This is a genomic window from Bradyrhizobium sp. Ken01, assembly GCF_055807355.1.
In genome coordinates this window covers 175,919-196,357 of record NZ_JBVVPC010000003.1, presented here as the reverse complement: position 1 = coordinate 196,357, position 20,439 = coordinate 175,919, and the positions used below count along the sequence as shown (strand labels likewise).

Sequence of the window (20,439 nt, the reverse complement as noted above, 5' to 3'; positions counted from 1 at the left end):
AGTTCTGGTATGCCAGACTAGGCGCACAGAGACGGGAGTAAATATGATACGAATTGCGAGTGGACGGCCAGCATATGAAGTACAATTCATAAGGAAGACCAATGCTTCAGATCGAGATCGAGGCCGTATGGCGGTTTCGGCGCGAGGGCAATCCGCGCACCGCCATCATCATGCTCGGTGTCCTCAACGAGATCAGGAGAACGGGGAAGATCACCAGCGCGGCCAAGGACGCGCACCTCTCCTATCGCCATGTCTGGAATCTGATCGAGCAATGGTCGGAGTTCTTAGGCACGCCGCTCGTGGAAACGCAGCGCGGCAAAGGTTCGAAACTCACGCCCTTCGGCGAGCGGCTGGTGTGGGCGGGCGAGCGCATGCAGGCTCGGCTGGGACCTCAGCTCGAGAATCTGGCGCAGGAACTGGCGAGCGAGATCAAACCGTTCCTCGAGCAGCGCCCGTCGGTGATCCGCGTGCATGCCAGCCACGGCTTTGCGGTCGCAAAACTGCGCGAATTCCTCGACCGCGAGCCGGGCATCGGCGTCGATCTGCGCTATGTCAGCAACCAGCATTCGCTGGTCTCGCTGGCGCAGGGCGCCTGCGATCTCTCCGGCCTGCACCTACCGCACGGCGCCCTGCGCGCCCAGGGCATCAAGGCTGCGCGCGAATGGCTCGATCCGCGCGAGGATCGAATTATCAGCTTCGTCACACGCGAAATGGGATTGATGGTCGCGCGCGGCAATCCGCTGCGCATCGCTTCGCTTGATGATCTCACCGGACCAAAAGTCCGTTTCGTCAACCGCGACCACGATTCCGGCACGCGGCTTCTGTTCGACCAACTGCTCGCGGCAAGCGGAATTGACGAGAGCCGCATCAACGGCGCGCAGCAGATCGAATTCACCCACGCCGCGGTCGCGGCTTATGTCGCGAGCGGCATGGCGGACGCGAGTTTTGGCGTCGAGGCGGCTGCGCGCCATTTCGGCCTCGATTTCATCCGGCTCCTGACCGAGGATTATTTCTTCGTCTGCAAGCGCGCGTTCCTGGACACCGGGCCGATGCAGCGCATCCTGGAGATCATCCGCAGCGCCGATTTTCGCGCGGTCGTCGCCACCCTGCCGGGTTATGTGCCGTCGGACACCGGCACCGTCACCGGCGTGAAAGCGTTTCTGGAGATGCACGCCGTGCGATGATACCGAAGGATGCCGTCGCCTTGTCCGCGCCGGTCAGATCGGCGGCTCGTCCTTCAGCGCCGACATAACCTGCTCGCCCTGCGCGGTCAGGCGATACGTCACCAGCGGACGGCTCGACGGCGGCTTTCGCGCGAGCTCGACGATGTAGCCGCGCACCATCAGCGCTTCGAAGCTGCCGTAGTAGCCGAACATGCTGAGCTGGTTCTGCCTGAGCAGTTTGAACTCGCGCAAGAGACGTATCTCGTTGCCCGACAGCAGCGACCGGCGCACGCGCTGAACGAACCGCGCGCGCTGCTCGAACCAAGCCTGGTCCGGCAGTTCGTGCGAGGCCGGTGCCGGGGTCCGTTCGCAGGGGCGTGCGTCCTGCGCGATCTCGACCGTCACCTGCGGCCGGCACGGCATGCTGCTGCTGACAACCGCGTCCTTCGCCACGTCGAGCAACGCGAGCGGCCAGCGCCGCTTGTTGTCCACCATGACAGGCGGTGGCACGACGCTGTCGCGCACCAGCTGCTCGAAGCGTCCGGCGGTCACGCCGACATAGGCCGCCGCGCGACGGCGATCGACCAGACGCCTATCCGGCGCGACCTCGCAAACAATGTTCTCGTCCACCCTGGATCCCCTGGCGCCTCGTTGCGCATGGCATGACGGTCCGCGGGACCGGCCGAGCCGGGCGGGAACCTAGGTGGGAGGAACGCGCTCGAAAAGCACAGAATTTCGTGCATGTTGATGCCGTTTCAGCAACAGCTATAGTCCGGCCGGGGGTCCCATGCGCTTTCACTCACCGGCCATCCAGTACTTCCACGCCGTACGCCGCACCGGTTCGATTCGGGCCGCGGCGCGTTTGCTGAACGTTGCCTCGTCGGCCGTAAGCCGCCAGATTCTCAAGCTTGAACAAGAGGTTGGGTCACCTTTGTTCGAGCGCAATGCGCGCGGCCTGACGCTGACGACGGTCGGCGAGATGTTGGCCCGGCACGTCATGAACGTGCTCCAGGACCTCGACCGCTTCCGCTCGGACGTCGCGTCCCTGTCGGGGACGTGGCACGGCACCGTCAGCATTGCCTGCATCGAGTCGCTCACGGAGTCGGTGCTGCCGGACCTGATCGCCTCCCATCGTGGCCGCGCCCGGCGCGTCAGCTTCACCACCGAGGTGAAGGGATCGTCGGATGTGCTGGAGGCCCTGAGCCGCGGCGAGGCCGACATCGGCATCGCCATGGCGCTGCGCCATCCGCCGGACCTGCGCCAGGTCGCCCTGAAACGATTTCGCCTCGGCGCGGTCGTCGCGCGCGAGCATCCGCTGGCGCGCGGCAAGACGGTCACGCTAACCCAATGTCTCGCCTTTCCCGTCATCCACGCGCTGCCGGAGCTGTCGATCTATCATCTGCTCCAGCCGCTGATCGCGCAGCTCTCCGAGACGCCGGAGCCTGCCATCCAGGCCAACTCGATCGACCTGATGCGCGAGCTCGCCGCGCGCGGCGTCGGCGTCGCCTTCCAGACCCAGCTCGGTATCAGCAGGCTGTCGCGCGATAGCCAGCTCGTCTTCCTGCCGCTCGACAACGCCGGGAGTCCGGTGTGGTCAGATCTCGGCATCTACGTTCGCGCCGAGCGCACCCTGCCCGCCCACACGGAATCCTTCCTCCAGGAGCTGGTGCGCGAACTGGGCGAGCGCGAGCGGCAGGAAAACGCGGCCTACCCGCAAGTTGCGTGATCAAGCGTCGCAGTAGTTTCCCGGGATAGGGCCGATGGACGACCATCTGATACCATTTGTATTTTGCGGCTCATCCCTCACGCCAGGATCCCGAAATGCCGCTATGTCGGCTGAAGCCTTCGCGAGTCCTCGGCATCGAGCGCTTCTCGGATTTCGCCGAGTTTCGCGCCAACGAGGTGCTCGGCCTCGGCATCAGCACGCCGCTCCGCCCGCGCGAATTCTCGCTATCTCGCGCCATCCTGCCGCTCCAGGATGGGCTGTTCGTGCTCCAGCGCTCCTTTGCACGGCGGTTTGAGGCCGAGATCGGCACGGACAATGGTGTCGGCCTCGTTGTCCCACTCACGTTTCACTCCACCTCCAACGGCCGCGAGGTCGACAATTCGACCATTGCCATCATGCGCGGCAAAGCCCCCGTCGACGCGATCGAGCATCATCCCAACACTTACCTGATGCTGCGCTTCAACTCGGACATGCGTCATCGCGGCTGGACGGATTTCGACACGGGCCTCGCATATGTTCGCGCACAGGACCATCCGATGGTGCGATTGCGCGCCGCTATCCTGGAGATGTTCTCACTCGCCTCGGCGTGCAACGATCCCCGCCAATTCGAGGCGCTCAACCGACCCATCCAGGAGACGCTGCTCGCCTGCCTCGACGACGCCATAGCGCCGGCCGGCGGGCTGACCGCGCGACGCGGATCGTTCGCCAAGCACCGCAAGCTGATCGCGCGCCTCGACGAAATGGTGATGTGGTCCGGCAGCAAGGCAATCTACAGTGACGACCTGGCCTCTGCGCTCGGCGTATCCGTGCGTACGCTCCAGACCGCCGCGCACGCGGTGCACGGCGTCAGCCTGCACCACTATCTACGCCTCAAGCGGCTGTGGTCCGCCCGCATCCAGCTCATGGTCGGAGGCGGCGGCATGAGCGTCAAGGCCGCAGCGCTCGGCAACGGCTTCTGGCATCTTGGTGAGTTCTCGCGCGGCTACAGATTGGCGTTCGGCGAGGCACCCTCCGAGACGCTGGCGCAGAGCCGACGTCCCTGAGCGCAGCCTTCGGCGTTTGAGCGGCCGCGTCTGTCACGCTCAGCCGTGGCCGGCTCCCTTGCGCTGGCCCCCCTCGCTGAGGCGGTCGACCCAGGCGATGCCGATCGCGGAGATGATGAAGGTCAGATGGATCAGCACCTGCCACATCACGCCGCTCTCGGTGAAATTGCTGCGCGTCGTGCCGAGATTGCCCGCCTCGATGAAGGTCCTGAGCAGCGAGATCGAGGAGATGCCGATGATCGCCATCGCAAGCTTGATCTTGAGCACGCTGGCGTTGACGTGGCTGAGCCATTCCGGCTCGTCCGGATGACCGCTGAGGTTCAGGCGCGAGACGAAGGTCTCGTAACCGCCGACGATCACCATCACCAGCAGGTTCGAGATCATCACGACGTCGATCAGCCCGAGCACGACCAGCATGATCTGCTGCTCGCTGGCGTCGAACGAGTGCACGACCAGGTGCCAGAGCTCCTTCAGGAACAAGAGCACATAGACAGCCTGCGCGACGATCAGGCCGACATAAAGCGGGACCTGCAGCCAACGCGAGCCAAAGATGAGTTGGGCAAACGGGCCGATTTGCGGTGCCCGCACGGAAACCGCCGAAGGTGCTTTGGATTCGGACGTCATTGATCACTCCGGATGATGGACAGGCGCGTTGCCTCAGAGACTCGCGATCACAGGCGCGAGCTCGAGCGATCCGCGATAGATCATCTCGAAGGCGACGTAAACGATGATGGCGAGGCCGACATAGCCGATCCAGCGCTGCTTCTGGAGCACGCGGCCGAGCAAATCGGCGGCGACGCCCATCAGCGCGACCGACAACAGCAGGCCGAAGGCGAGGATGTAGGGATGCTCGCGCGCGGCGCCCGCGACCGCGAGCACGTTGTCGAGCGACATTGAGACGTCGGCGGCGACGATCTGCACCGCCGCCTGTCTGAAAGTCTTTTGGGAGGCAGGCGCAGCGCTGCTGCTGCCATGGCTGAACGCGAGCTCGTTCGCGTGCGCGGACTGCTCGCGCAGCTCCCGCCACATCTTCCAGCAGACCCAGAGCAGCAGCACGCCGCCGGCGAGCAAGAGGCCGATCACCTGCAGAAGCTGGGTCGCGACGCCGGCAAAGACGATGCGCAAGGCGGTGGCGGCGATGATGCCGACGACGATGGCGCGCCGGCGCTGCTCGGCCGGCAGGCCGGCTGCGGCAAGGCCGATGACGACGGCGTTGTCGCCTGCGAGCACGAGGTCGATCAGGACGACCTGAAACAGCGCAGTCAGCGCTTCGGTGGTGATGAATTCAGTCATGATTGGTCATTTTTCGGTGCGGACGGATCGAGCCATTGCGGCTTCTTCCGCTCGACCCAATCCAGAACCTTGCCGCGCGAGGATCGCAGCGCGGGCACGTCTTCAGCGAGCAAAGCGAGGCCGAGCGGGAGCATCCAGACGCCGAGCACCGGCAGGAACGAGAGTACGCCACCGACAATCAGCAGCGCGCCCGAAGGGATTCTCACCCAGCGGCTGGACGGCTTGAGCAGATAGGTGACGGTGTCGCCCATGCGCGGCGGCAGGCGACGGACAAGCTTGTCGAGGCGCGGGTCGCCGCCGGCCATCTGGCCGGCAGCGCCCGCAGTCCCTGTCTTATCCTCGTCCGAAACTACGCTCATGCTTACTCCTCGGCGGCGATGCGCTGTTCGGCGCGCACTGCATCCGGCGTCACCTGCTTTGCGCGGGGCAGCACCAGCGTCAGCAGGCGCAACAGGTTGATCGCCTGCACTTCGTGGGGATGCACGTCCTCGTCCGCGGCCGCGACGCGCTCCGACAGCTCCATCAAATGAGCCGCAGCGGCAGGTCCGAAACCGGACGCAAATTCTCGATCACCACATTGGCGAAATCCGGTTCCTCGAGTCGTTCGGCAAGCTCGTCGAACATCGCGTAGAGCCGGTCGTCCGAGATGTGCGGTGCCAGCTTGCGATCCCGGATGAAACGGACCACCTCGTCGCGTTCGACCGACGAAACTTGCCGGTCGGCGACGGCAACCAGCGCGCCGACGATCACCAGCGCCACCGCCGCCTGCTCGTTCAGGCTCGACGGCTCGGTGATCTCGATTTCGATCGGATTTGAATGCTTGGCGTCGGACATCGTTGCTCCCTTATCTTGCGAAATACCGCACGGAGCTGCGATGGGGACGATTGGGTCGGAGAGACTCTCAAGAAGGCCCGACGATCGGCCGATCCATCGCATTCGCGCGGGACAGGTCATCCGACATCACGAGGTTTGCCGACAGCGTCGGCGTCCTCGCCAGAGGGGCCCGGATTCTTGTTCCTTCCACACATAAAGATGGGACTGTCGGAATCAAGGCGACGCGACTGCGACCAGCCGCCGCATCGGGTTCCGTGTTGCAAGATTGGCTCACGCAGCGGTCCACGTGTCCCGGACGCGCTGCAACGTGCAACGCTGCTGCGCTGAGCCGGGACCCGAAAAGCTGCGCGTCACGGCGCTGTGGGCCCCGGCTCTGCAGCGCACCGCCAAGGGGCGCTGCGCTGCGTCCGGGGCACGAAAGCGTCGCTGGCGCCAAGGCCTCTCGCAACGTCTAACAACGGCTAACGAGCCAGCAGTCCGATTTGGGCGCAGATTAGTCTGGAGGCGCCCCGTTGCATTCTGAGGTGCGCTCATGGTCAGGAAAACTGTGATGACACGTCTGCTTTCGGTCAATGTCGGCCTGCCGCGCGACATCGCCTGGCAGGGCCGGACCGTCCACACCGGCATCTGGAAGGCGCAGGTCACGGGCCCGCGCAGGGTGCGCCGGCTCAACATCGATGGCGACGGCCAGGGCGATATGGCCGGTCATGGCGGCGAACATCGTGCCGTATTCGTCTATCAGGACGAATCCTATCGGTACTGGCAGGAGCATCTGGGTCGATCGAACCTCGTTCATGGCCAGTTCGGCGAGAACTTTACGGTCGAGGGCCTCGCCGACACCAGCGTGTGCATCGGAGACCGCTACAGGATCGGCTCCGCGGTGTTCGAAGTGACCCAGCCGCGCGTCACCTGCTACCGGCTCGGCATTCGCATGGACGAGCCGGACATGGCTGCGCTGCTCGTCAGGCACGGCCGGCCCGGATTCTATTTTCGTGTGATCGAGGAAGGCGACGTCGAGGCCGGTGACGAGATCACACAGATCGCCGCGGGACCCGAGCGCATGAGCGTGTTCGAGATCAATGCGCTGCTTTACCTGCCGCCGCATCCGCGCGAACGCCTGGAGCGCGCGCTGCGGATTCCCGCGCTGAGCCGCGGGTGGCACCGTTCATTCGAGGCGCTGCTCGAGCAGCAGAAGGATAACAAGGCCGCGGGAAACGCCGGGCTTGGGCCGGCGGCGAGCCCTCCTCCGGCCTGGCGCGGGTTCCGCTCCTTTCGCGTGGCGCGCAAGATCGCGGAAAGCGGCAACGTGACGTCGCTGATCCTCGAACCCGTCGACGGACATCCGGTGGCGGTCGCTCTGCCCGGTCAGTTCGTCGTCATCAGGCTCGAACCTTCCACTGCGCGGGCAATGACGCGCAGCTATTCGCTCTCGAGCGGCGCCGATGCCGCGTCCTATCGCATCAGCATCAAGCGCGAAGCGCACGGCGCCGCCAGCCGTTACATTGCCGACGAGCTGGTGGACGGCGCTGCCGTGCAGCTCGGTGCGCCCCGCGGCAGTTTCACGCTACGACGGGGGTCCCGGCCCGTCGTCCTGCTGAGCGCCGGTATCGGCGTCACCCCGGTGCTCGCGATGCTCCACGCGCTCGCCGCGGAAGCGACGACTCGCGACGTCTGGTGGCTGCACGGCACCCGCAACGGCCGCGAACATGCGTTCGCCGCCGAGGCGCGCGAGTTGCTAGGTGGGCTCTCTCGTCACCATAGCCATATCTGCTACAGCGCGCCTGACCCGGACGATCGTCTCAACGTGGAGTTCGATACAGTCGGACATCTCGACGCACGCCTGCTCCAGACTCTGAGCGTGCCGCGTGACGGCGATTTCTATCTGTGCGGACCGGCAGCTTTCATGAGCGATCTGAAAGCTGGCCTCACCACGTTGGGTATCGCACCGGATCGCGTCCACACCGAATTGTTCGGCGCCGGACCATCCTTGACGCCCGGCATAGCGCCCTCCCCCCAGAAGCGAGCGCACTCGCCGGTCGGCGCACCCGGCCCCGGCCCGATGGTTTCGTTCGCCCGCAGTGGCCTCAACGTGTGCTGGGCACCGGCCTACGCCAGCCTGCTGGAATTGGCCGAGGCGTGCGACGTCCCCGTGCGCTGGTCGTGCCGGACCGGCGTCTGCCACAATTGCGAGAGCGGATTGATCGCGGGGACGGTCGACTATGCGCCGGATCCGCTCGATCCGCCGGCGGACGGCAATGTCCTGATCTGCTGCGCGCGGCCGCGAAACGATGTGGTGATTGATCTGTGAAACTGGGAGAGCGTAATGCGACCTGACATCATGCCGGGAGTAACCTTCCCGGATTACGAACTCAGCGACCACACCGGCAAGCATCGAAAGCTCTCCGAGCTGCAGGGGGGTGACCCCATGGTGCTCGTGCTCGGCCGCGGCGGATTCTGTCCGAAGGATCGCCGCCAGGCCGAAGGCTTGCTGCAGCTCCATCGCGAGATGGAGGTGGGCTATTGCCGGATGGTCACGATCACGACCGACAACATCACCCAGACCAGCGAATATCGCAGCGGCGTCGGAGCGCACTGGCCGTTCCTCTCGGATTCGCGGCGCCTCGTTCAGAAGGATCTCGACATCGCCGAATACACCGATCCCGTCCACAATCCGATGATTCCGCACGTGATCGTGCTCGAGCCCGGTCTCGTGGTTCACAAGATCTACAACGGCTACTGGTTCTTCGGCCGTCCAACCGTCGAAGAACTCCGCCAGGACCTCAGGGCAGTCGGCATGAAGTGCCGGCCGGATTGGGACATTACGGCGCCCGGCCTCAGGGCCCTGTGGGACCAGGGCCGCAAGGAGCATTTTCATCCCTACGGCAAGGCTTACGTCGAAACTCTCGGCGAACGGGATTAGAACCACATTCCGACATCGCCCGCTCGGGCGAATGCCGGCTTGGAATGTGGATGATCCAGATGAAGACCAAACCCGCTCCCCGTGCCGACCGCATGGGCGCGCGCCAGATCTACGAAGCCCTGCGGGATCAGATCATGGCGCGGGTGTTCGGGATCGACGGCTTGCTGCCGTCCTCCCGCGCCCTGGCCGGCGAGATGGGCGTGGCACGCTCGACCGTCACGATCGCCTACGAACAGCTCGCCGCCGAAGGCTTCATCGAGACACGCCATGGCGCGCGACCGCGTGTGGGTCGCGCCGTCGTCGAACGGGGACACACGCGCGTACTGTCGCGCCCGCCGGCGCGGAAGGTGCGGCTGTCGGCCTTCGGGGACCGGTTGCTTCAAGACCCGCCGCGCTGGACCGAGCCGCCGCGCGGGCTTGTCGCGAACTTCCGCTATGGCGAGCTCGCGCCGTCGGATTTCCCGGTAGTGGCCTGGAAGAAGGCCGTGACTGCCGCGATGGCCCGCAAGCCCGAGCGGCTGGCCTATGACGATCCCTGCGGCGCGCTGCGGCTGCGGACCGCGCTCCAAGGCTATCTCTGGCGGTCGCGCAGCGTCCGCTGCGAGGTCGATCAGATCGTTGTCGTCAACGGCTCGCAGCAGGGCCTCGACATCTGCGCGCGCCTGCTGCTCGATGCCGGCGACCGCTTCGTGATGGAGGATCCCGGCTACCAGATGGCGCGGCATACTTTCGCGGCGACGGGCGCGGAGACGATCCCGATTCCCGTCGACGCGGATGGACTGGAGACAGCGCGGCTCGATGGCGTCGAAGCCCGCCTCGCCTATGTCACGCCCTCGCACCAATATCCGCTCGGCGGCGTCATGCCGATCGGACGCCGGCACCAATTGCTCGCCTGGGCCAGGGCAAACGACGCCTACGTGATCGAGGACGATTACGACAGCGAGTATCGCTACGATACCAAGCCGATTCCGCCCCTGCACGCGCTGGAAGGCGGCGGCAACGTGATCTATCTCGGCACCGTCTCCAAGACGCTCTCCCCGACCTTGCGGATCGGCTATCTGGTGGTGCCCGCCGCCCTGCGATCCCTGTTCGCCGCCGCCAAGCAGATCATGGACCGGCACACGCCGCTGATCGAACAGGACGCACTCGCGTCGATGCTGGAAAGCGGCGCCTATGACGGCCACATCAGACGCGTGCGCCGGCGCAACGCCGAACGCCAGCGCACGCTGCTCGACGCGCTTCGCCGCCGGTTCGGGGATCGCGTCCGGATCGAGGGCACGGCCGCCGGCCTGCACATCGTGGCGTGGTTCGACAACCTGCCGCAGAAGCGAGAGGACGCATTGATCAAGGCAGCCCAGGCAAAGGGCGTCGGCATCTATCCCGTCTCGGCACTGTTCGTCGGACTTCGCCGACCGCGGAAGACAATCGGCCTCGTCATGGGCTATTCGGCACTGGAGGTGTCACAGATCGAGCGCGGCTGCAGGCTTCTCGCACAGGCCGTCGCCGAACTGGACTGATCAAATAGACGATAACTGGCAGTTTCTTACAGACCAGATTTCGGCTATCTCCAGATCAACACCGGAGATAGACCATGTACATCCCTCCCGCCTTCAAGGACGATATCGAGAGCATCCGGGCGACCATTCGCGGCGCCCGCCTCGCCAGTCTGGTCACGGCCACCACCGAAGGCCCGGTCGCCACACCGCTGCCGCTCTTTCTCGATGAGAGCGAAGGCGAGCATGGCGTGCTGTACGGACATGTGGCGAAAGCCAATCCGCAATGGAAACTGCCGCCGATCGGAGATGCGCTGGCAATCTTCAGCGGTCCCGACGCCTATGTGACGCCGTCGTGGTACGCGACCAAGCAGGAGACCGAAAAGGTCGTGCCGACCTGGAACTACGTCGCGGTGCATGCCTATGGCCCGGTCGAATTCTTCCAGGACCCCGAGCGTCTGCTCGAGGCCGTGACGCGGCTCACGAACAGGCATGAAGGATCGCGTGCCAAGCCCTGGGCCGTCACGGATGCCCCTGCGGATTTCATCGCCGCGCAGTTGCGTGGAATCGTTGGCGTACGCATTCCCGTCGTGCGGTTCGAAGGCAAGCGCAAGATGAGTCAGAACCGTCCCGAGGCTGACCGTGTCGGCGTCGCGCAAGGTCTCGCAGCGAGCGAGAACGCAGGTGATCGCGAGGTTGCGCCATTGATTCCGGTTCCGGTGTAGTGACCACTAGGTTCCCGGCACTCGCTGTCGGGAACCATCGTCCTGTCAGGCTCGTTGATACATCTCAGCAAGCATCTCCTGACAGGATTCCCATGTGCCGCTGGATCGCATACCGGGGCGAGACCACGTCTTTCGAACCCTACGTCACCGAGCCCGAGCATTCGCTGATCGCGCAAAGCATCCGCTCGCTCCAGTCGACCGCCGGCTCGAATGGCGACGGCTTTGGTCTCGGCTGGTACGGCGAGCATCCGGAGCCTGGTCTTTATCGTGAAACACGCCCGGCCTGGTCGGACGAAAATCTCCGCTATCTCTGCCGGCATCTGCGCTCGCATCTGTTCTTCGCCCATGTGCGTGCCGCCACCGGCACGGCGGTGACGCGGCAGAACTGTCATCCCTTTGCCTGCGGCCACTGGATGTTCATGCACAACGGTTTCGTCGGCAGCTGGAATCGCCTGCGGCGCAAGGTCGAGGCGCTGATCCCCGACGCCTACTATCCTTCGCGGACAGGCACGACCGATTCGGAAGCCGTGTTTCTCGCCATGATGGGCGCGGGGCTCGATGCCGATCCGCTCGGCGCAACGCATCGCGTGCTGCGAGCCCTCGTCGGCCTCGTCAACGAAGGCGAGCTTCGCGAGCGGCTACGCTTCACCAGCGCCATCGCCAACGGGCGGGATCTCTATGCGTTCAGGGTTGCGGTCAACGATGCCGCCAACACGCTGTATTTCCGCGAGGCTGGCGGCCAGGTCATCGTCGTGTCCGAGCCGTTCGACAAGGAAACGGACTGGACGGAAGTGCCCGCGAATCACGCGCTGGTCGCACGTGCGTCCGAAAGCGCGAAGATTGTTCCGTTCGACCTTGCAATTTCCGGTGGGGCCGATGCGGAACCCGCCCCTGTCAGAAGGATTATCGCCCGCGGGTAAATACCTTGGTCGGGTGGCACGATGACATTGGCGTCAGACGTCTTGAAACTGCTGCGACTCGATTCCTCCGACAGGCAGCACCTCGTCATTCGCTCGGCCGGCGGACGCGGCAAGGCCGCGGAATATTCGTTCGGTATCGAGGAGGAATACTTTCTCGCCGATCGCCGCAGCCTGGAGGTCGCGATCCAGACCCCCAATGAGCTATTCGAATCTGCGAATTGGTCGACAGGCGGCCAGGCCATGCGGGAGATGTTGCAGTCGCAACTCGAGGTCGCCACCAACGTTCATGTCGACGTCGCCGACGCGCGCGAAGAACTTCGCTTCCTGCGTCGCGAAGTCGCAAACGTCGCGGCACAATACGGCTTCGTGATCATGGCCTGCGGCACGCATCCGACCGCGGTCTGGCGCATGTCGCAGCCGAGCCCGAAACCGCGCTACGAGGAGATGATCGAGGATCTGCGCAGCATCGGCCACCGCAACCTGATGTGCGGTATGCACGTGCACGTCCAGTTGCCCGACCCCGAGAAGCGCATAGCGGTGATGCGAGCGATGCTGCCGCATCTGCCCTTGTTCATCGCCCTGTCGGCCTCCTCCCCATTCTGGAATTCACACAAGACCGGACTGAAGGGCTATCGGCTCGCCGCCTATTCCGAGCTGCCGCGCACCGGCCTGCCCGAATTGTTCGAGAGCCGGCAGGACTACGACGGATATGTCGGCGCGTTGCAGCGCTCCGGCGTGATCCCTGATGAAAGCCACATCTGGTGGGCCATGCGCCCCTCCATGAAGCACCCCACCCTCGAGCTGCGTGCGCCCGATACCTGCACCTTCGTCGACGATGCCGTTGCCATTGCCTCGCTCTATCGCTGCCTGACGCGCTATCTCTACCTGCGACCTCATCTCTCGAAAGAGGTCACCGCGGTCGAACGCGCGATTGCGGTGGAGAACAAATGGCGCGCCCAGCGCTACGGCACCGATTGCATCTTTGCCTCCAAGGACGGGCCGGTCGAGATCTCCGAGCTGCTCTCCCGCGTGATCAAGGACATCGCCGAAGACGCCGCGGCGCTGAACTGCGCGGCCGAGGTCGAACACTGCCGCACCATCGTCGAGCGTGGCAGCTCGGCGGAATTTCAGCTTCGCGCTTTCCGCGACAATGCGGAAGAGATCGCCGCCGTGTCGCGCTGGATCGCAGACGCGACGATCGCGGGCACGAGCGCCCCGGCGACAGGCGTCGCTGCGCCCTCATAGCGCCCGCGCAAGCTTCGGGAGCAACAATGTCGCTCCTGAATTCGGAAGGTCGCGGAGAGAACCATGAATCGCGTCAAATGTTGCGCCGGCTGCGGCCATGGCCTCATTCCGATGCTCTCGGCCAAAGGGCGCGCAGAGCTCAGCTGCCTGTGGTGCGAGCTCATCGAGGCGCGTGCAGTGGACATGGCGAAGTGGGCCGACAGCCCGTACGGCAATCCCGAGCGGACCGTCCGTCGATCTTTCGACTGAACGGTGAGACACCGCCGACTTCCCTGATCGGCGCGGCTGCACGTCCGCGCCAGAATGCCGACAAATTAGACAAGACACCTCTCGTCGCCAGGCTTGCAGATTGGGCGAACATGGCCATGCAGGCTGGCGAAGCGTGTCATCTAACCTCAGGTGCAACCTCGATTTTTCTTCGCGTGGCGGCTCATCGCAAAGCCTTGCGTGCCGCCCGGCGCCTCGACTGGCCCAGAATTCGCAAGGCAGCATCAGGCCTGATCCCCTGCTCTCCCGATTGGAGCAGCAAGATGCGTGTGCCGAGAGACCGGGTGAGCGGCCCAGATCGGAGAATGCCATGAACGTGCATGCCGCCGGCGATCTCAAAATCACCGGCCTCACCCGCCCGGACGGCGCCCCCCTTCGCCTCAACGACCGGGATTTCGTGGCGATCGACCGCGACCGGAATGCGAAGTTCGAGGCGACGTACCGGCCGCAAGCCCTCTACAATCGCGCCAACGAAGGCTTTCACGCCAACAACGAAACCTTCCTGCTGCACGAGGTCGCGACCAATCTGCCGATCTATCTGCCCGACACCGGTCCGACAGATTTCCATCTTCATTTGCCCCCAGGTGGCTTTCAGCTCGTGCTGGTCACCTCGGGCGCGTTCACCTTCGACTATGACGGCCGCTTCTACAATGTCGGCCCCGGCGCGGTGATGCTGCAAAGCGCGATCGTGCACCGCCAGCTATTCTACACCTGGTCGGGACTGTCGACCGAAGAGAATTTGAAGACACCACAAACGGTGGCGCCGGATCCAATTTCCATGGGCTATTCCGGCAAATTCCTCGAAGCCTTCATCACCGATCCGACGACCTTTCCTAACCCGACCATTGTCGGTCCGGACCAGATCAACGAAGACGAGACGCCACGGGTGGCATGGAGCCATTCTCTGCATGATCGACCTGCGGACGCAAGCTTTTGGCTCCAGGACCCGCTGGCGCTCGATGCGCTGTTCAAGCCGCTCACCGACAGCCCGGTCAAATCATCCATGCCGGTCTATGTGCGCGACATCGGCATCGAAGTGCCGAGCGGGCATCTCGTCGCCGGCCACATCATCGCAACCGACCCGCGCGGCCAATCGCTCCTGCCCAAGAGCACGTCGGCAGCGGCGGACACCACATGTTTCGGCAAGGGCGAGGTTGTGATCTACCGCGTCATCCGCGGCACGGCCGAATTCAGGAACAGGACTGGTGAGACCTTTGAGCTCACGGCCGGCGACGTGGTGACGGCAGGCAAGAATGCCACGACCCTCGTCGGTATCGGTGAGAACACGCAGGTCCTTCGGCTCGGCCTTCTCAAAGGCATGAACGACCTCCGCAGCTGGACGCCGACCCAACGCGACGAGATCGACGGCCTCGCCGGTCAGATCATCACACAGAAGGACATCCGTCCCCTGCGCACCGAGGGCAAGCCGGTCGGGTATCTCTACGACTGAGCGGAGTTACTCCGCCGCCTGGCGGACGTGGCGGGCGGTCGGGGTGCGCATAGTGACGAGCTCTTCGGCCGCCGTCGGATGCAGCGCAATCGTCGCATCGAAATCGGCCTTGGTCGCCTTCATCTTCACCGCAATCGCGACCGCCTGGGTGATCTCGGCCGCGGCATCGCCGACGATGTGACAGCCGAGCACGCGGTCGGTTGAACCATCGACGACGAGCTTCATCAGCACGCGGGTATCGCGGCCCGACATCGTCGCCTTGATGGGCCGGAACGTGGTCTTGTAGATGTCGACATGGCTGAATTGCGCGCGGGCCTCGGTCTCGGTGAGGCCGACGGTGCCGACCTCCGGCTGCGAGAACACGGCGGTCGGGATGTTGGCGTGATCCACCTGAACCTCGCGCTTGCCGAACACGGTGTCGGCGAACGCATGGCCCTCGCGGATCGCGACCGGCGTCAGGTTGAAGCGATGGGTGACGTCGCCGATCGCATAGATGCTGTCGACCGAGCTCTTCGAGAAATGGTCGACGGCGATGCCGCCGTTCCTGGGGTTGATGGCGACGCCGGCCTTCTCCAGGCCGAGATTGGCCACCGCCGGATGGCGGCCGATCGCGAACATCACCTGGTCGGAGGCGAGGCTCGACCCGTTCGACAGATGCGTGGTGAATTCCTCGCCGTGCCGATCCACCTTCGCCACCGTGCAGCCGGTGAGAATGGTGATGCCCTGCTTCTCCATCTCGGCGCGGACGTGGCCGCGAACATCCTCGTCAAACCCGCGAAGAATGTTGTCGCCGCGATAGATGACTGTGACGTCGGAGCCGAAGCCGGCGAAGATGCCGGCGAACTCCAGCGCGATGTAGCCGCCGCCCTGGATCACGATCCGCTTCGGCAGCTTGGTCAGGTGAAACGCCTCGTTGGAGGAGATCACGTGCTCGATGCCGGGAATCGGAGAGCCGTGATTGGGCGCGCCGCCGGTGGCGATCAAAATGTATTTTGCGGTGATCTTCCTGTCGTTCTCGAGCAGGCGGACGGTGTGCTTGTCCTCGATCACCGCGCGGCTCTTGACGATCTGCGCGCCCGACTTCTCGACATTGGCGGTGTAAGCCGCCTCGAGACGCGCGATCTCCTTGTCCTTGTTGGCGATCAGCGTCGGCCAGTCGAAGGTCGCAGGCGGAACGGTCCAGCCAAAACCGGCGGCGTCCTCGATCTCATGGCGGAAATGCGAGCCGATGACGAACAGCTTCTTCGGCACGCAGCCGCGGATCACACAGGTCCCGCCCATGCGGTACTCTTCCGCGATCATCACGCGGGCACCGTAACCGGCCGCGATGCGGGCGGCACGCACGCCGCCCGAACCGCCACCGATGACAAAGAGGTCGACGTCGAATTCAGCCATTGTCCACTCCGACCTCTCTCACAACATGATCCGGATTCTGATCAGATAGGAACTGTCAGATCTCCTTGCCACGCTTGCGCATCTCGGCGCGGAAGTTGCCCATCACCGTCTCGGAGAAGTTCTGGGCCCAGGAGTTCATGAAGGCCATGCTCAGGCCGATCGCGCGCGGCTCGGCCTCGATCAGTTTCTTGCCTAGTGGCGACTTGTAGAAGGTGACGAGATCCTTCAGCTCCTGCTCGGTGAACTCGCTGGCATAGACCTGCGCCATGCCATCACCGATCTCGCTCTCGCGGCCCTTGAGCTGCTGGGCGACGATCTGGGCGACCTCGGTGAGATCCTTCTGATAGTTGAGGTTCTGCTGGATCAGCGCGATCTTGGTCTTATCGACCAGACCGGGCACGGCGTTGGCGTACATCGCACTGGCGTTCTTGATCGCCAGGATCTCCTTGGCCGCCGCGATGGCGGCCGGCGACGATTTCGGCGCCGCGGCCTGCTGGGCCCCGGCCGGGACGACCGAGAGGGCCAGTCCCACAGCGAGAGTCGCGACCGGCAACAATTTCAAAACGCTCTTCATTCCTAGTCTCCTTTCGGCTTTCGCCGTTCAATCACGCGAATTCCCTCGCCACCCGCCAAAACAGCCGAGCTGGCCAAGCCGATGAACAAACCATGCTCGACCACGCCGGGGATCGCGCTCAACGCCGTGGCGAGGCGAGCGGGATCCTCAATTTTTTCGAGCTGGGCATCGACGATCCAGTGGCCGCCATCGGTGACGAAAACGTGGCCGTCCTTGCCGTTGCGGACCGCCATCGGCCCGGAAACGCCGCATTCCGTGAACGCCTTCTCGATCGCGCGTCGCGTTGCGCCAAGCCCGAACGGGATGACTTCGACCGGCAGCGGAAAGCGGCCGAGTGTCGGCACCCATTTGGTGTCGTCGGCAATCACGATCATGCGATCCGAGGCAGCCGCGACGATCTTCTCGCGCAACAGCGCGCCGCCGCCGCCCTTGATCAGATTGAGTTCGGGGTCGATCTCGTCGGCGCCGTCGACGGTGATGTCGAGATGGTCGATCTCGTCCAGCGTGGTCAGCGGCACGCCGCAGCGGATTGCATCGAGGCGCGTCGCCTCGGAGGTCGGCACGCCGATCACTTTCAGCCCGGCGCGGACCCGCTCGCCGAGCAGCTCGACGAAATGTTTTGCGGTCGAGCCGGTGCCGAGCCCGAGCTGCATGCCGTCACGGACCTCCTCGAGGGCGCGCGCCGCAGCCTGCCGCTTCAACTGGTCCATGTTCACGTTTGCGCCGTCCCTGAATGACGAGTGTGCCGGTAGGCTTGCGGCGGCCTGTGTAGCCTCGTTTTCCCTCGGAGAACAGGGTCTGGGGGAACAGGCCTCCGAGCCCACCTTATAAGGTGATCTTATGGCTTCGGCCCTTGCGCGGGCGGAGCCGGGCCGGTAGCGCTGGACCATGATCCCCTCCCACACCATCGTCTTCGATCTCGACGGCACGCTTGTGGATACGGCGCCCGACCTGATCACCGCCCTCAATTACGTGCTCGACCGCGAAGGCCTGCCGCCCGTGCCGATGGCCTCGGCCCGCAACATGATCGGCGCCGGCGCCCGCAAGCTGATCGAGCGGGGGCTGGAGGCCGAGGGCCGCAGCGTCACGGTTGCCGACATGGACCGGATGACGGCCGATTTCATCGCCTATTACGCCGACAATATCGCGGTCGAATCCCGGCCCTTCGAGGGGCTGGAGGCCGCGCTCGACCATTTTGCGGCCCAGGGCCATCGCCTCGCGGTCTGCACCAACAAGCTGGAATGGTTGTCGAAGCGCCTGCTGGACCAGCTTGACCTGAGCCGGCGCTTCGCCGCGATCTGCGGCGCCGACACTTTTGGCGTCCAGAAGCCCGATCCGACCATTTTCCGCGAAACGGTGGCGCGGGCCGGTGGCGAGGTCAAGGCCAGTATGATGGTCGGCGACGCCGGACCCGATGTCGGCGTGGCCCGGCGCGCCGGAGTTCCCGTGATCGGGGTCAGCTTCGGCTATACGGACGTGCCGATCGCCGAGCTGAAGCCGGACCGGCTGATCCATCACATGCGCGACCTGCCGGCTGCCGCCAGCAGCCTGATGATTGCGCAGGAAGCTCTCAAGTAGCTGACAGAGCCTAGTTATTCCGCGGAATCCCGCGTTAACCATCTGCTAACTATGCACCGCCCGCCGATTGCTTGCTTGGAACGACGCTCCTAAGTTCGCCCGGGGATGTGGCGGTTCGTCGCACGAGGTGAATGGTCATGCGTCGTGTCATCGCGATTGCGTTAGCTGGGGTAAGCCTCCTGGGAGCAACGAGCCTTGCCGGCTGCTCCTCGATGTCTTCGGTTTCCTGGGACATGTTCAAATCGGCCCCGCCGATGGTCCAGGTCCGGCTCGAATCCAATCCTCCGGGTGCTGACGCCACGACCTCGCTCGGTGGAGGCTGCAAGACCCCCTGCTCCGTGTCGGTTCCCGTCCCCGACATCCCCTTCACGGTCGCTTTCGCGCTGCCGAAACACCAGCCTGTCAGCGTGCCGGTGAACGTCATCAGGAATCCCGGGGACTTCACCACGCCCGCCTCGATCACCACCGACCCAAACCCGGTTTTCGCGGAGCTCCAGCCGGCCGTTCCGCCAAAACCGGTCCGCAAGCCGCACCGGCCGAAGAAACCGAAACCGGCGGCGCCCGCCGCTGCCCCGGCGGCTGCTGCCGCACCGACCCCGGGCTCGCCGTTCCCCGATCCGAACACGGGCAAGCGCTGACCTCTACGAACGCCCCAATTGTCTCTGACGCTTCCGATGCTTAGATTGCGTCCAGGGCGCCGCTGAAGCAAAGCTGCTCCGGTCGCCGCAAGTGACAAGGCATTTGGTATGAACGGACTTTCCGCGAGCCCCCGCGCCGCGCTGTCGAGCGCGATGACCGATCCGTTCGGACGGACCATCTCGTATTTGCGCGTCTCCGTCACCGACCGCTGCGACCTGCGCTGCTTCTACTGCATGTCGGAAGACATGACGTTCCTGCCCAAGGCAGACCTGCTGACGCTGGAGGAACTCGACCGGCTCTGCTCGGCCTTCATTGCCAAGGGCGTGAAGAAGCTGCGGCTCACGGGCGGCGAACCGCTGGTCCGCCGCAACGTGATGACATTGGTGCGCTCGCTGTCGCGGCATCTCGAGAGCGGCGCGTTGAGCGAGCTGACGCTGACCACCAACGGCACCCAGCTTGCGAAACACGCGAGCGAACTCGCCGATTGCGGCGTCCGCCGCATCAACGTTTCGCTCGACACGCTCGATCCGCAGAAGTTTCGCGAGATCACCCGCTGGGGCGAGATCGACAAGGTGCTGGAAGGTATCGAGGCCGCGCGTACTGCGGGCCTCGCGGTCAAGATCAACGCCGTTGCGCTGAAGAACCTCAACGAGGACGAACTTCCCGACCTGATGCGCTGGGCCCACGGCAAGGGCATGGGGCTGACGCTGATCGAGGTCATGCCGATGGGCGAGATCGGATCGGGACGAATCGACCAGTACCTGCCGCTGTCGCTGGTGCGCGCGCGCCTGGCCCAGCAGTTCACGCTGACCGATCTGGCCGAGAGCACCGGGGGGCCGGCGCGCTATGTCAGCGTCGCCGAGACCGGCGGCAAGCTCGGCTTCATCACCCCGATGACCCATAATTTCTGCGAATCCTGCAATCGCGTGCGCGTCACCTGCACGGGAACGCTGCACACCTGCCTCGGCCACGAGGATGCCTCCGATTTGCGCAAACCTTTGCGTGCATCCGATGACGATTCGCTGCTTGCGGATGCGATCGACCGCGCCATTGGGCTGAAGCCCAAGGGCCACGATTTCATCATCGACCGCCGCCACGACCGCCCCAGCGTCTCTAGGCACATGAGCGTCACCGGCGGCTAGCATCGGCTGCCCGGCCGCGGCTTATTCCCCTT

Annotated in this window: 21 protein-coding genes and 1 pseudogene; 14 read left to right on the top strand and 8 right to left on the bottom strand. The window is 64.6% G+C overall.

Features of this window, described 5'->3' with window-relative positions:
• The first annotated feature begins 101 nt into the window (after nt 1-101).
• Nucleotides 102-1,184 (top strand): substrate-binding domain-containing protein, encoded by a 1,083-nt coding sequence (locus AC0L3S_RS04885; protein ID WP_473278285.1) that lies wholly within the window; start codon nt 102-104, stop codon nt 1,182-1,184.
• A gap of 33 nt (nt 1,185-1,217) precedes the next feature.
• Here the strand turns inward: AC0L3S_RS04885 and AC0L3S_RS04880 are convergent, their stop codons facing one another.
• Nucleotides 1,218-1,793, bottom strand: coding sequence for a hypothetical protein (locus AC0L3S_RS04880; protein WP_473278284.1), 576 nt, complete (start codon nt 1,791-1,793; stop codon nt 1,218-1,220).
• A 157-nt stretch (nt 1,794-1,950) separates the two neighbouring features.
• Between AC0L3S_RS04880 and AC0L3S_RS04875 the strand changes: the two genes are divergently transcribed.
• The gene (locus AC0L3S_RS04875; protein WP_473278283.1) at nt 1,951-2,889 is read left to right on the top strand and encodes a LysR family transcriptional regulator; all 939 of its coding nucleotides are present in this window, start codon (nt 1,951-1,953) and stop codon (nt 2,887-2,889) included.
• Nucleotides 2,890-2,984: 95 nt separating this feature from the next.
• Nucleotides 2,985-3,932, top strand: coding sequence for a helix-turn-helix domain-containing protein (locus AC0L3S_RS04870; protein ID WP_473278282.1), 948 nt, complete (start codon nt 2,985-2,987; stop codon nt 3,930-3,932).
• Nucleotides 3,933-3,971: 39 nt separating this feature from the next.
• On the opposite strand, the gene AC0L3S_RS04865 is transcribed toward AC0L3S_RS04870, so the two are convergent.
• From AC0L3S_RS04865 to AC0L3S_RS04850, 4 genes and pseudogenes are all read right to left on the bottom strand, one after another.
• Nucleotides 3,972-4,556 (bottom strand): TIGR00645 family protein, encoded by a 585-nt coding sequence (locus AC0L3S_RS04865; RefSeq protein WP_473257748.1) that lies wholly within the window; start codon nt 4,554-4,556, stop codon nt 3,972-3,974.
• Between the two features lie 33 nt (nt 4,557-4,589).
• Nucleotides 4,590-5,225, bottom strand: coding sequence for a TerC family protein (locus tag AC0L3S_RS04860; protein WP_473278281.1), 636 nt, complete (start codon nt 5,223-5,225; stop codon nt 4,590-4,592).
• A complete protein-coding gene (locus AC0L3S_RS04855) occupies nt 5,222-5,584 on the bottom strand; it encodes a hypothetical protein (protein ID WP_007608791.1) in 363 nt (120 codons plus the stop codon). The genes AC0L3S_RS04860 and AC0L3S_RS04855 overlap by 4 nt, the downstream gene beginning before the upstream one ends.
• A 2-nt stretch (nt 5,585-5,586) precedes the next feature.
• Nucleotides 5,587-6,059 (bottom strand): annotated as a pseudogene (locus tag AC0L3S_RS04850) (TerB family tellurite resistance protein).
• Nucleotides 6,060-6,609: 550 nt separating this feature from the next.
• Between AC0L3S_RS04850 and AC0L3S_RS04845 the strand changes: the two are divergent.
• The 8 genes from AC0L3S_RS04845 to AC0L3S_RS04810 all read left to right on the top strand — a co-directional run bounded on the left by AC0L3S_RS04845 (nt 6,610) and on the right by AC0L3S_RS04810 (nt 15,079).
• Nucleotides 6,610-8,367 (top strand): MOSC domain-containing protein, encoded by a 1,758-nt coding sequence (locus tag AC0L3S_RS04845; protein WP_473278280.1) that lies wholly within the window; start codon nt 6,610-6,612, stop codon nt 8,365-8,367.
• Between the two features lie 15 nt (nt 8,368-8,382).
• Nucleotides 8,383-8,979, top strand: coding sequence for a redoxin domain-containing protein (locus AC0L3S_RS04840; RefSeq protein WP_473278279.1), 597 nt, complete (start codon nt 8,383-8,385; stop codon nt 8,977-8,979).
• A gap of 50 nt (nt 8,980-9,029) precedes the next feature.
• Nucleotides 9,030-10,496 (top strand): MocR-like pyridoxine biosynthesis transcription factor PdxR, encoded by a 1,467-nt coding sequence (gene pdxR, locus AC0L3S_RS04835; protein ID WP_473278278.1) that lies wholly within the window; start codon nt 9,030-9,032, stop codon nt 10,494-10,496.
• 74 nt (nt 10,497-10,570) lie between these two features.
• Entirely contained in the window at nt 10,571-11,197 is a 627-nt protein-coding gene (locus tag AC0L3S_RS04830) for an FMN-binding negative transcriptional regulator (protein WP_473278277.1), read from the top strand.
• Nucleotides 11,198-11,289: 92 nt separating this feature from the next.
• Nucleotides 11,290-12,117: a class II glutamine amidotransferase gene (locus tag AC0L3S_RS04825; protein WP_473257775.1), complete on the top strand. Its 828-nt coding sequence runs from the start codon at nt 11,290-11,292 to the stop codon at nt 12,115-12,117.
• Between the two features lie 21 nt (nt 12,118-12,138).
• Nucleotides 12,139-13,362, top strand: coding sequence for a carboxylate-amine ligase (locus tag AC0L3S_RS04820; protein WP_473278276.1), 1,224 nt, complete (start codon nt 12,139-12,141; stop codon nt 13,360-13,362).
• Between the two features lie 63 nt (nt 13,363-13,425).
• A complete protein-coding gene (locus tag AC0L3S_RS04815; RefSeq protein ID WP_473278275.1) occupies nt 13,426-13,611 on the top strand; it encodes a hypothetical protein in 186 nt (61 codons plus the stop codon).
• Between the two features lie 328 nt (nt 13,612-13,939).
• A complete protein-coding gene (locus AC0L3S_RS04810) occupies nt 13,940-15,079 on the top strand; it encodes a hypothetical protein (RefSeq protein WP_473278274.1) in 1,140 nt (379 codons plus the stop codon).
• Nucleotides 15,080-15,085: 6 nt separating this feature from the next.
• On the opposite strand, the gene gor is transcribed toward AC0L3S_RS04810, so the two are convergent.
• Genes gor through rpiA form a run of 3 tightly spaced genes read right to left on the bottom strand, consistent with a single transcriptional unit; the run spans nt 15,086 to nt 17,764 of the window.
• Nucleotides 15,086-16,474: a glutathione-disulfide reductase gene (gene gor, locus AC0L3S_RS04805; protein WP_473278273.1), complete on the bottom strand. Its 1,389-nt coding sequence runs from the start codon at nt 16,472-16,474 to the stop codon at nt 15,086-15,088.
• Nucleotides 16,475-16,529: 55 nt separating this feature from the next.
• A complete protein-coding gene (locus AC0L3S_RS04800) occupies nt 16,530-17,048 on the bottom strand; it encodes a DUF2059 domain-containing protein (RefSeq protein ID WP_473257789.1) in 519 nt (172 codons plus the stop codon).
• Between the two features lie 2 nt (nt 17,049-17,050).
• Nucleotides 17,051-17,764 (bottom strand): ribose-5-phosphate isomerase RpiA, encoded by a 714-nt coding sequence (rpiA, locus tag AC0L3S_RS04795; protein WP_473257792.1) that lies wholly within the window; start codon nt 17,762-17,764, stop codon nt 17,051-17,053.
• A 172-nt stretch (nt 17,765-17,936) separates the two neighbouring features.
• Between rpiA and AC0L3S_RS04790 the strand changes: the two genes are divergently transcribed.
• From AC0L3S_RS04790 to moaA, 3 genes are all read left to right on the top strand, one after another.
• Entirely contained in the window at nt 17,937-18,626 is a 690-nt protein-coding gene (locus AC0L3S_RS04790) for an HAD-IA family hydrolase (RefSeq protein ID WP_473278272.1), read from the top strand.
• A gap of 137 nt (nt 18,627-18,763) precedes the next feature.
• The gene (locus AC0L3S_RS04785) at nt 18,764-19,264 is read left to right on the top strand and encodes a hypothetical protein (protein ID WP_473278271.1); all 501 of its coding nucleotides are present in this window, start codon (nt 18,764-18,766) and stop codon (nt 19,262-19,264) included.
• Between the two features lie 108 nt (nt 19,265-19,372).
• Nucleotides 19,373-20,407 carry a GTP 3',8-cyclase MoaA gene (moaA, locus tag AC0L3S_RS04780; RefSeq protein ID WP_473257800.1) on the top strand — a complete coding sequence of 345 codons (1,035 nt, stop codon included), beginning with the start codon at nt 19,373-19,375 and terminating at the stop codon, nt 20,405-20,407.
• Nucleotides 20,408-20,439 lie beyond the last annotated feature (32 nt).

Bases quoted from the DNA above. Each gene is read 5' to 3' on its own strand.
- AC0L3S_RS04885 (WP_473278285.1), top strand. From the start codon at position 102: ATGCTTCAGATCGAGATCGAGGCCGTATGGCGGTTTCGGCGCGAGGGC.
- AC0L3S_RS04875 (WP_473278283.1), top strand. From the start codon at position 1,951: ATGCGCTTTCACTCACCGGCCATCCAGTACTTCCACGCCGTACGCCGC.
- AC0L3S_RS04870 (WP_473278282.1), top strand. From the start codon at position 2,985: ATGCCGCTATGTCGGCTGAAGCCTTCGCGAGTCCTCGGCATCGAGCGC.
- AC0L3S_RS04865 (WP_473257748.1), bottom strand. From the start codon at position 4,556: ATGACGTCCGAATCCAAAGCACCTTCGGCGGTTTCCGTGCGGGCACCG.
- AC0L3S_RS04860 (WP_473278281.1), bottom strand. From the start codon at position 5,225: ATGACTGAATTCATCACCACCGAAGCGCTGACTGCGCTGTTTCAGGTC.
- AC0L3S_RS04855 (WP_007608791.1), bottom strand. From the start codon at position 5,584: ATGAGCGTAGTTTCGGACGAGGATAAGACAGGGACTGCGGGCGCTGCC.
- AC0L3S_RS04845 (WP_473278280.1), top strand. From the start codon at position 6,610: ATGACACGTCTGCTTTCGGTCAATGTCGGCCTGCCGCGCGACATCGCC.
- AC0L3S_RS04840 (WP_473278279.1), top strand. From the start codon at position 8,383: ATGCGACCTGACATCATGCCGGGAGTAACCTTCCCGGATTACGAACTC.
- pdxR (WP_473278278.1), top strand. From the start codon at position 9,030: ATGATCCAGATGAAGACCAAACCCGCTCCCCGTGCCGACCGCATGGGC.
- AC0L3S_RS04830 (WP_473278277.1), top strand. From the start codon at position 10,571: ATGTACATCCCTCCCGCCTTCAAGGACGATATCGAGAGCATCCGGGCG.
- AC0L3S_RS04825 (WP_473257775.1), top strand. From the start codon at position 11,290: ATGTGCCGCTGGATCGCATACCGGGGCGAGACCACGTCTTTCGAACCC.
- AC0L3S_RS04820 (WP_473278276.1), top strand. From the start codon at position 12,139: ATGACATTGGCGTCAGACGTCTTGAAACTGCTGCGACTCGATTCCTCC.
- AC0L3S_RS04815 (WP_473278275.1), top strand. From the start codon at position 13,426: ATGAATCGCGTCAAATGTTGCGCCGGCTGCGGCCATGGCCTCATTCCG.
- AC0L3S_RS04810 (WP_473278274.1), top strand. From the start codon at position 13,940: ATGAACGTGCATGCCGCCGGCGATCTCAAAATCACCGGCCTCACCCGC.
- gor (WP_473278273.1), bottom strand. From the start codon at position 16,474: ATGGCTGAATTCGACGTCGACCTCTTTGTCATCGGTGGCGGTTCGGGC.
- AC0L3S_RS04800 (WP_473257789.1), bottom strand. From the start codon at position 17,048: ATGAAGAGCGTTTTGAAATTGTTGCCGGTCGCGACTCTCGCTGTGGGA.
- AC0L3S_RS04790 (WP_473278272.1), top strand. From the start codon at position 17,937: ATGATCCCCTCCCACACCATCGTCTTCGATCTCGACGGCACGCTTGTG.
- AC0L3S_RS04785 (WP_473278271.1), top strand. From the start codon at position 18,764: ATGCGTCGTGTCATCGCGATTGCGTTAGCTGGGGTAAGCCTCCTGGGA.
- moaA (WP_473257800.1), top strand. From the start codon at position 19,373: ATGAACGGACTTTCCGCGAGCCCCCGCGCCGCGCTGTCGAGCGCGATG.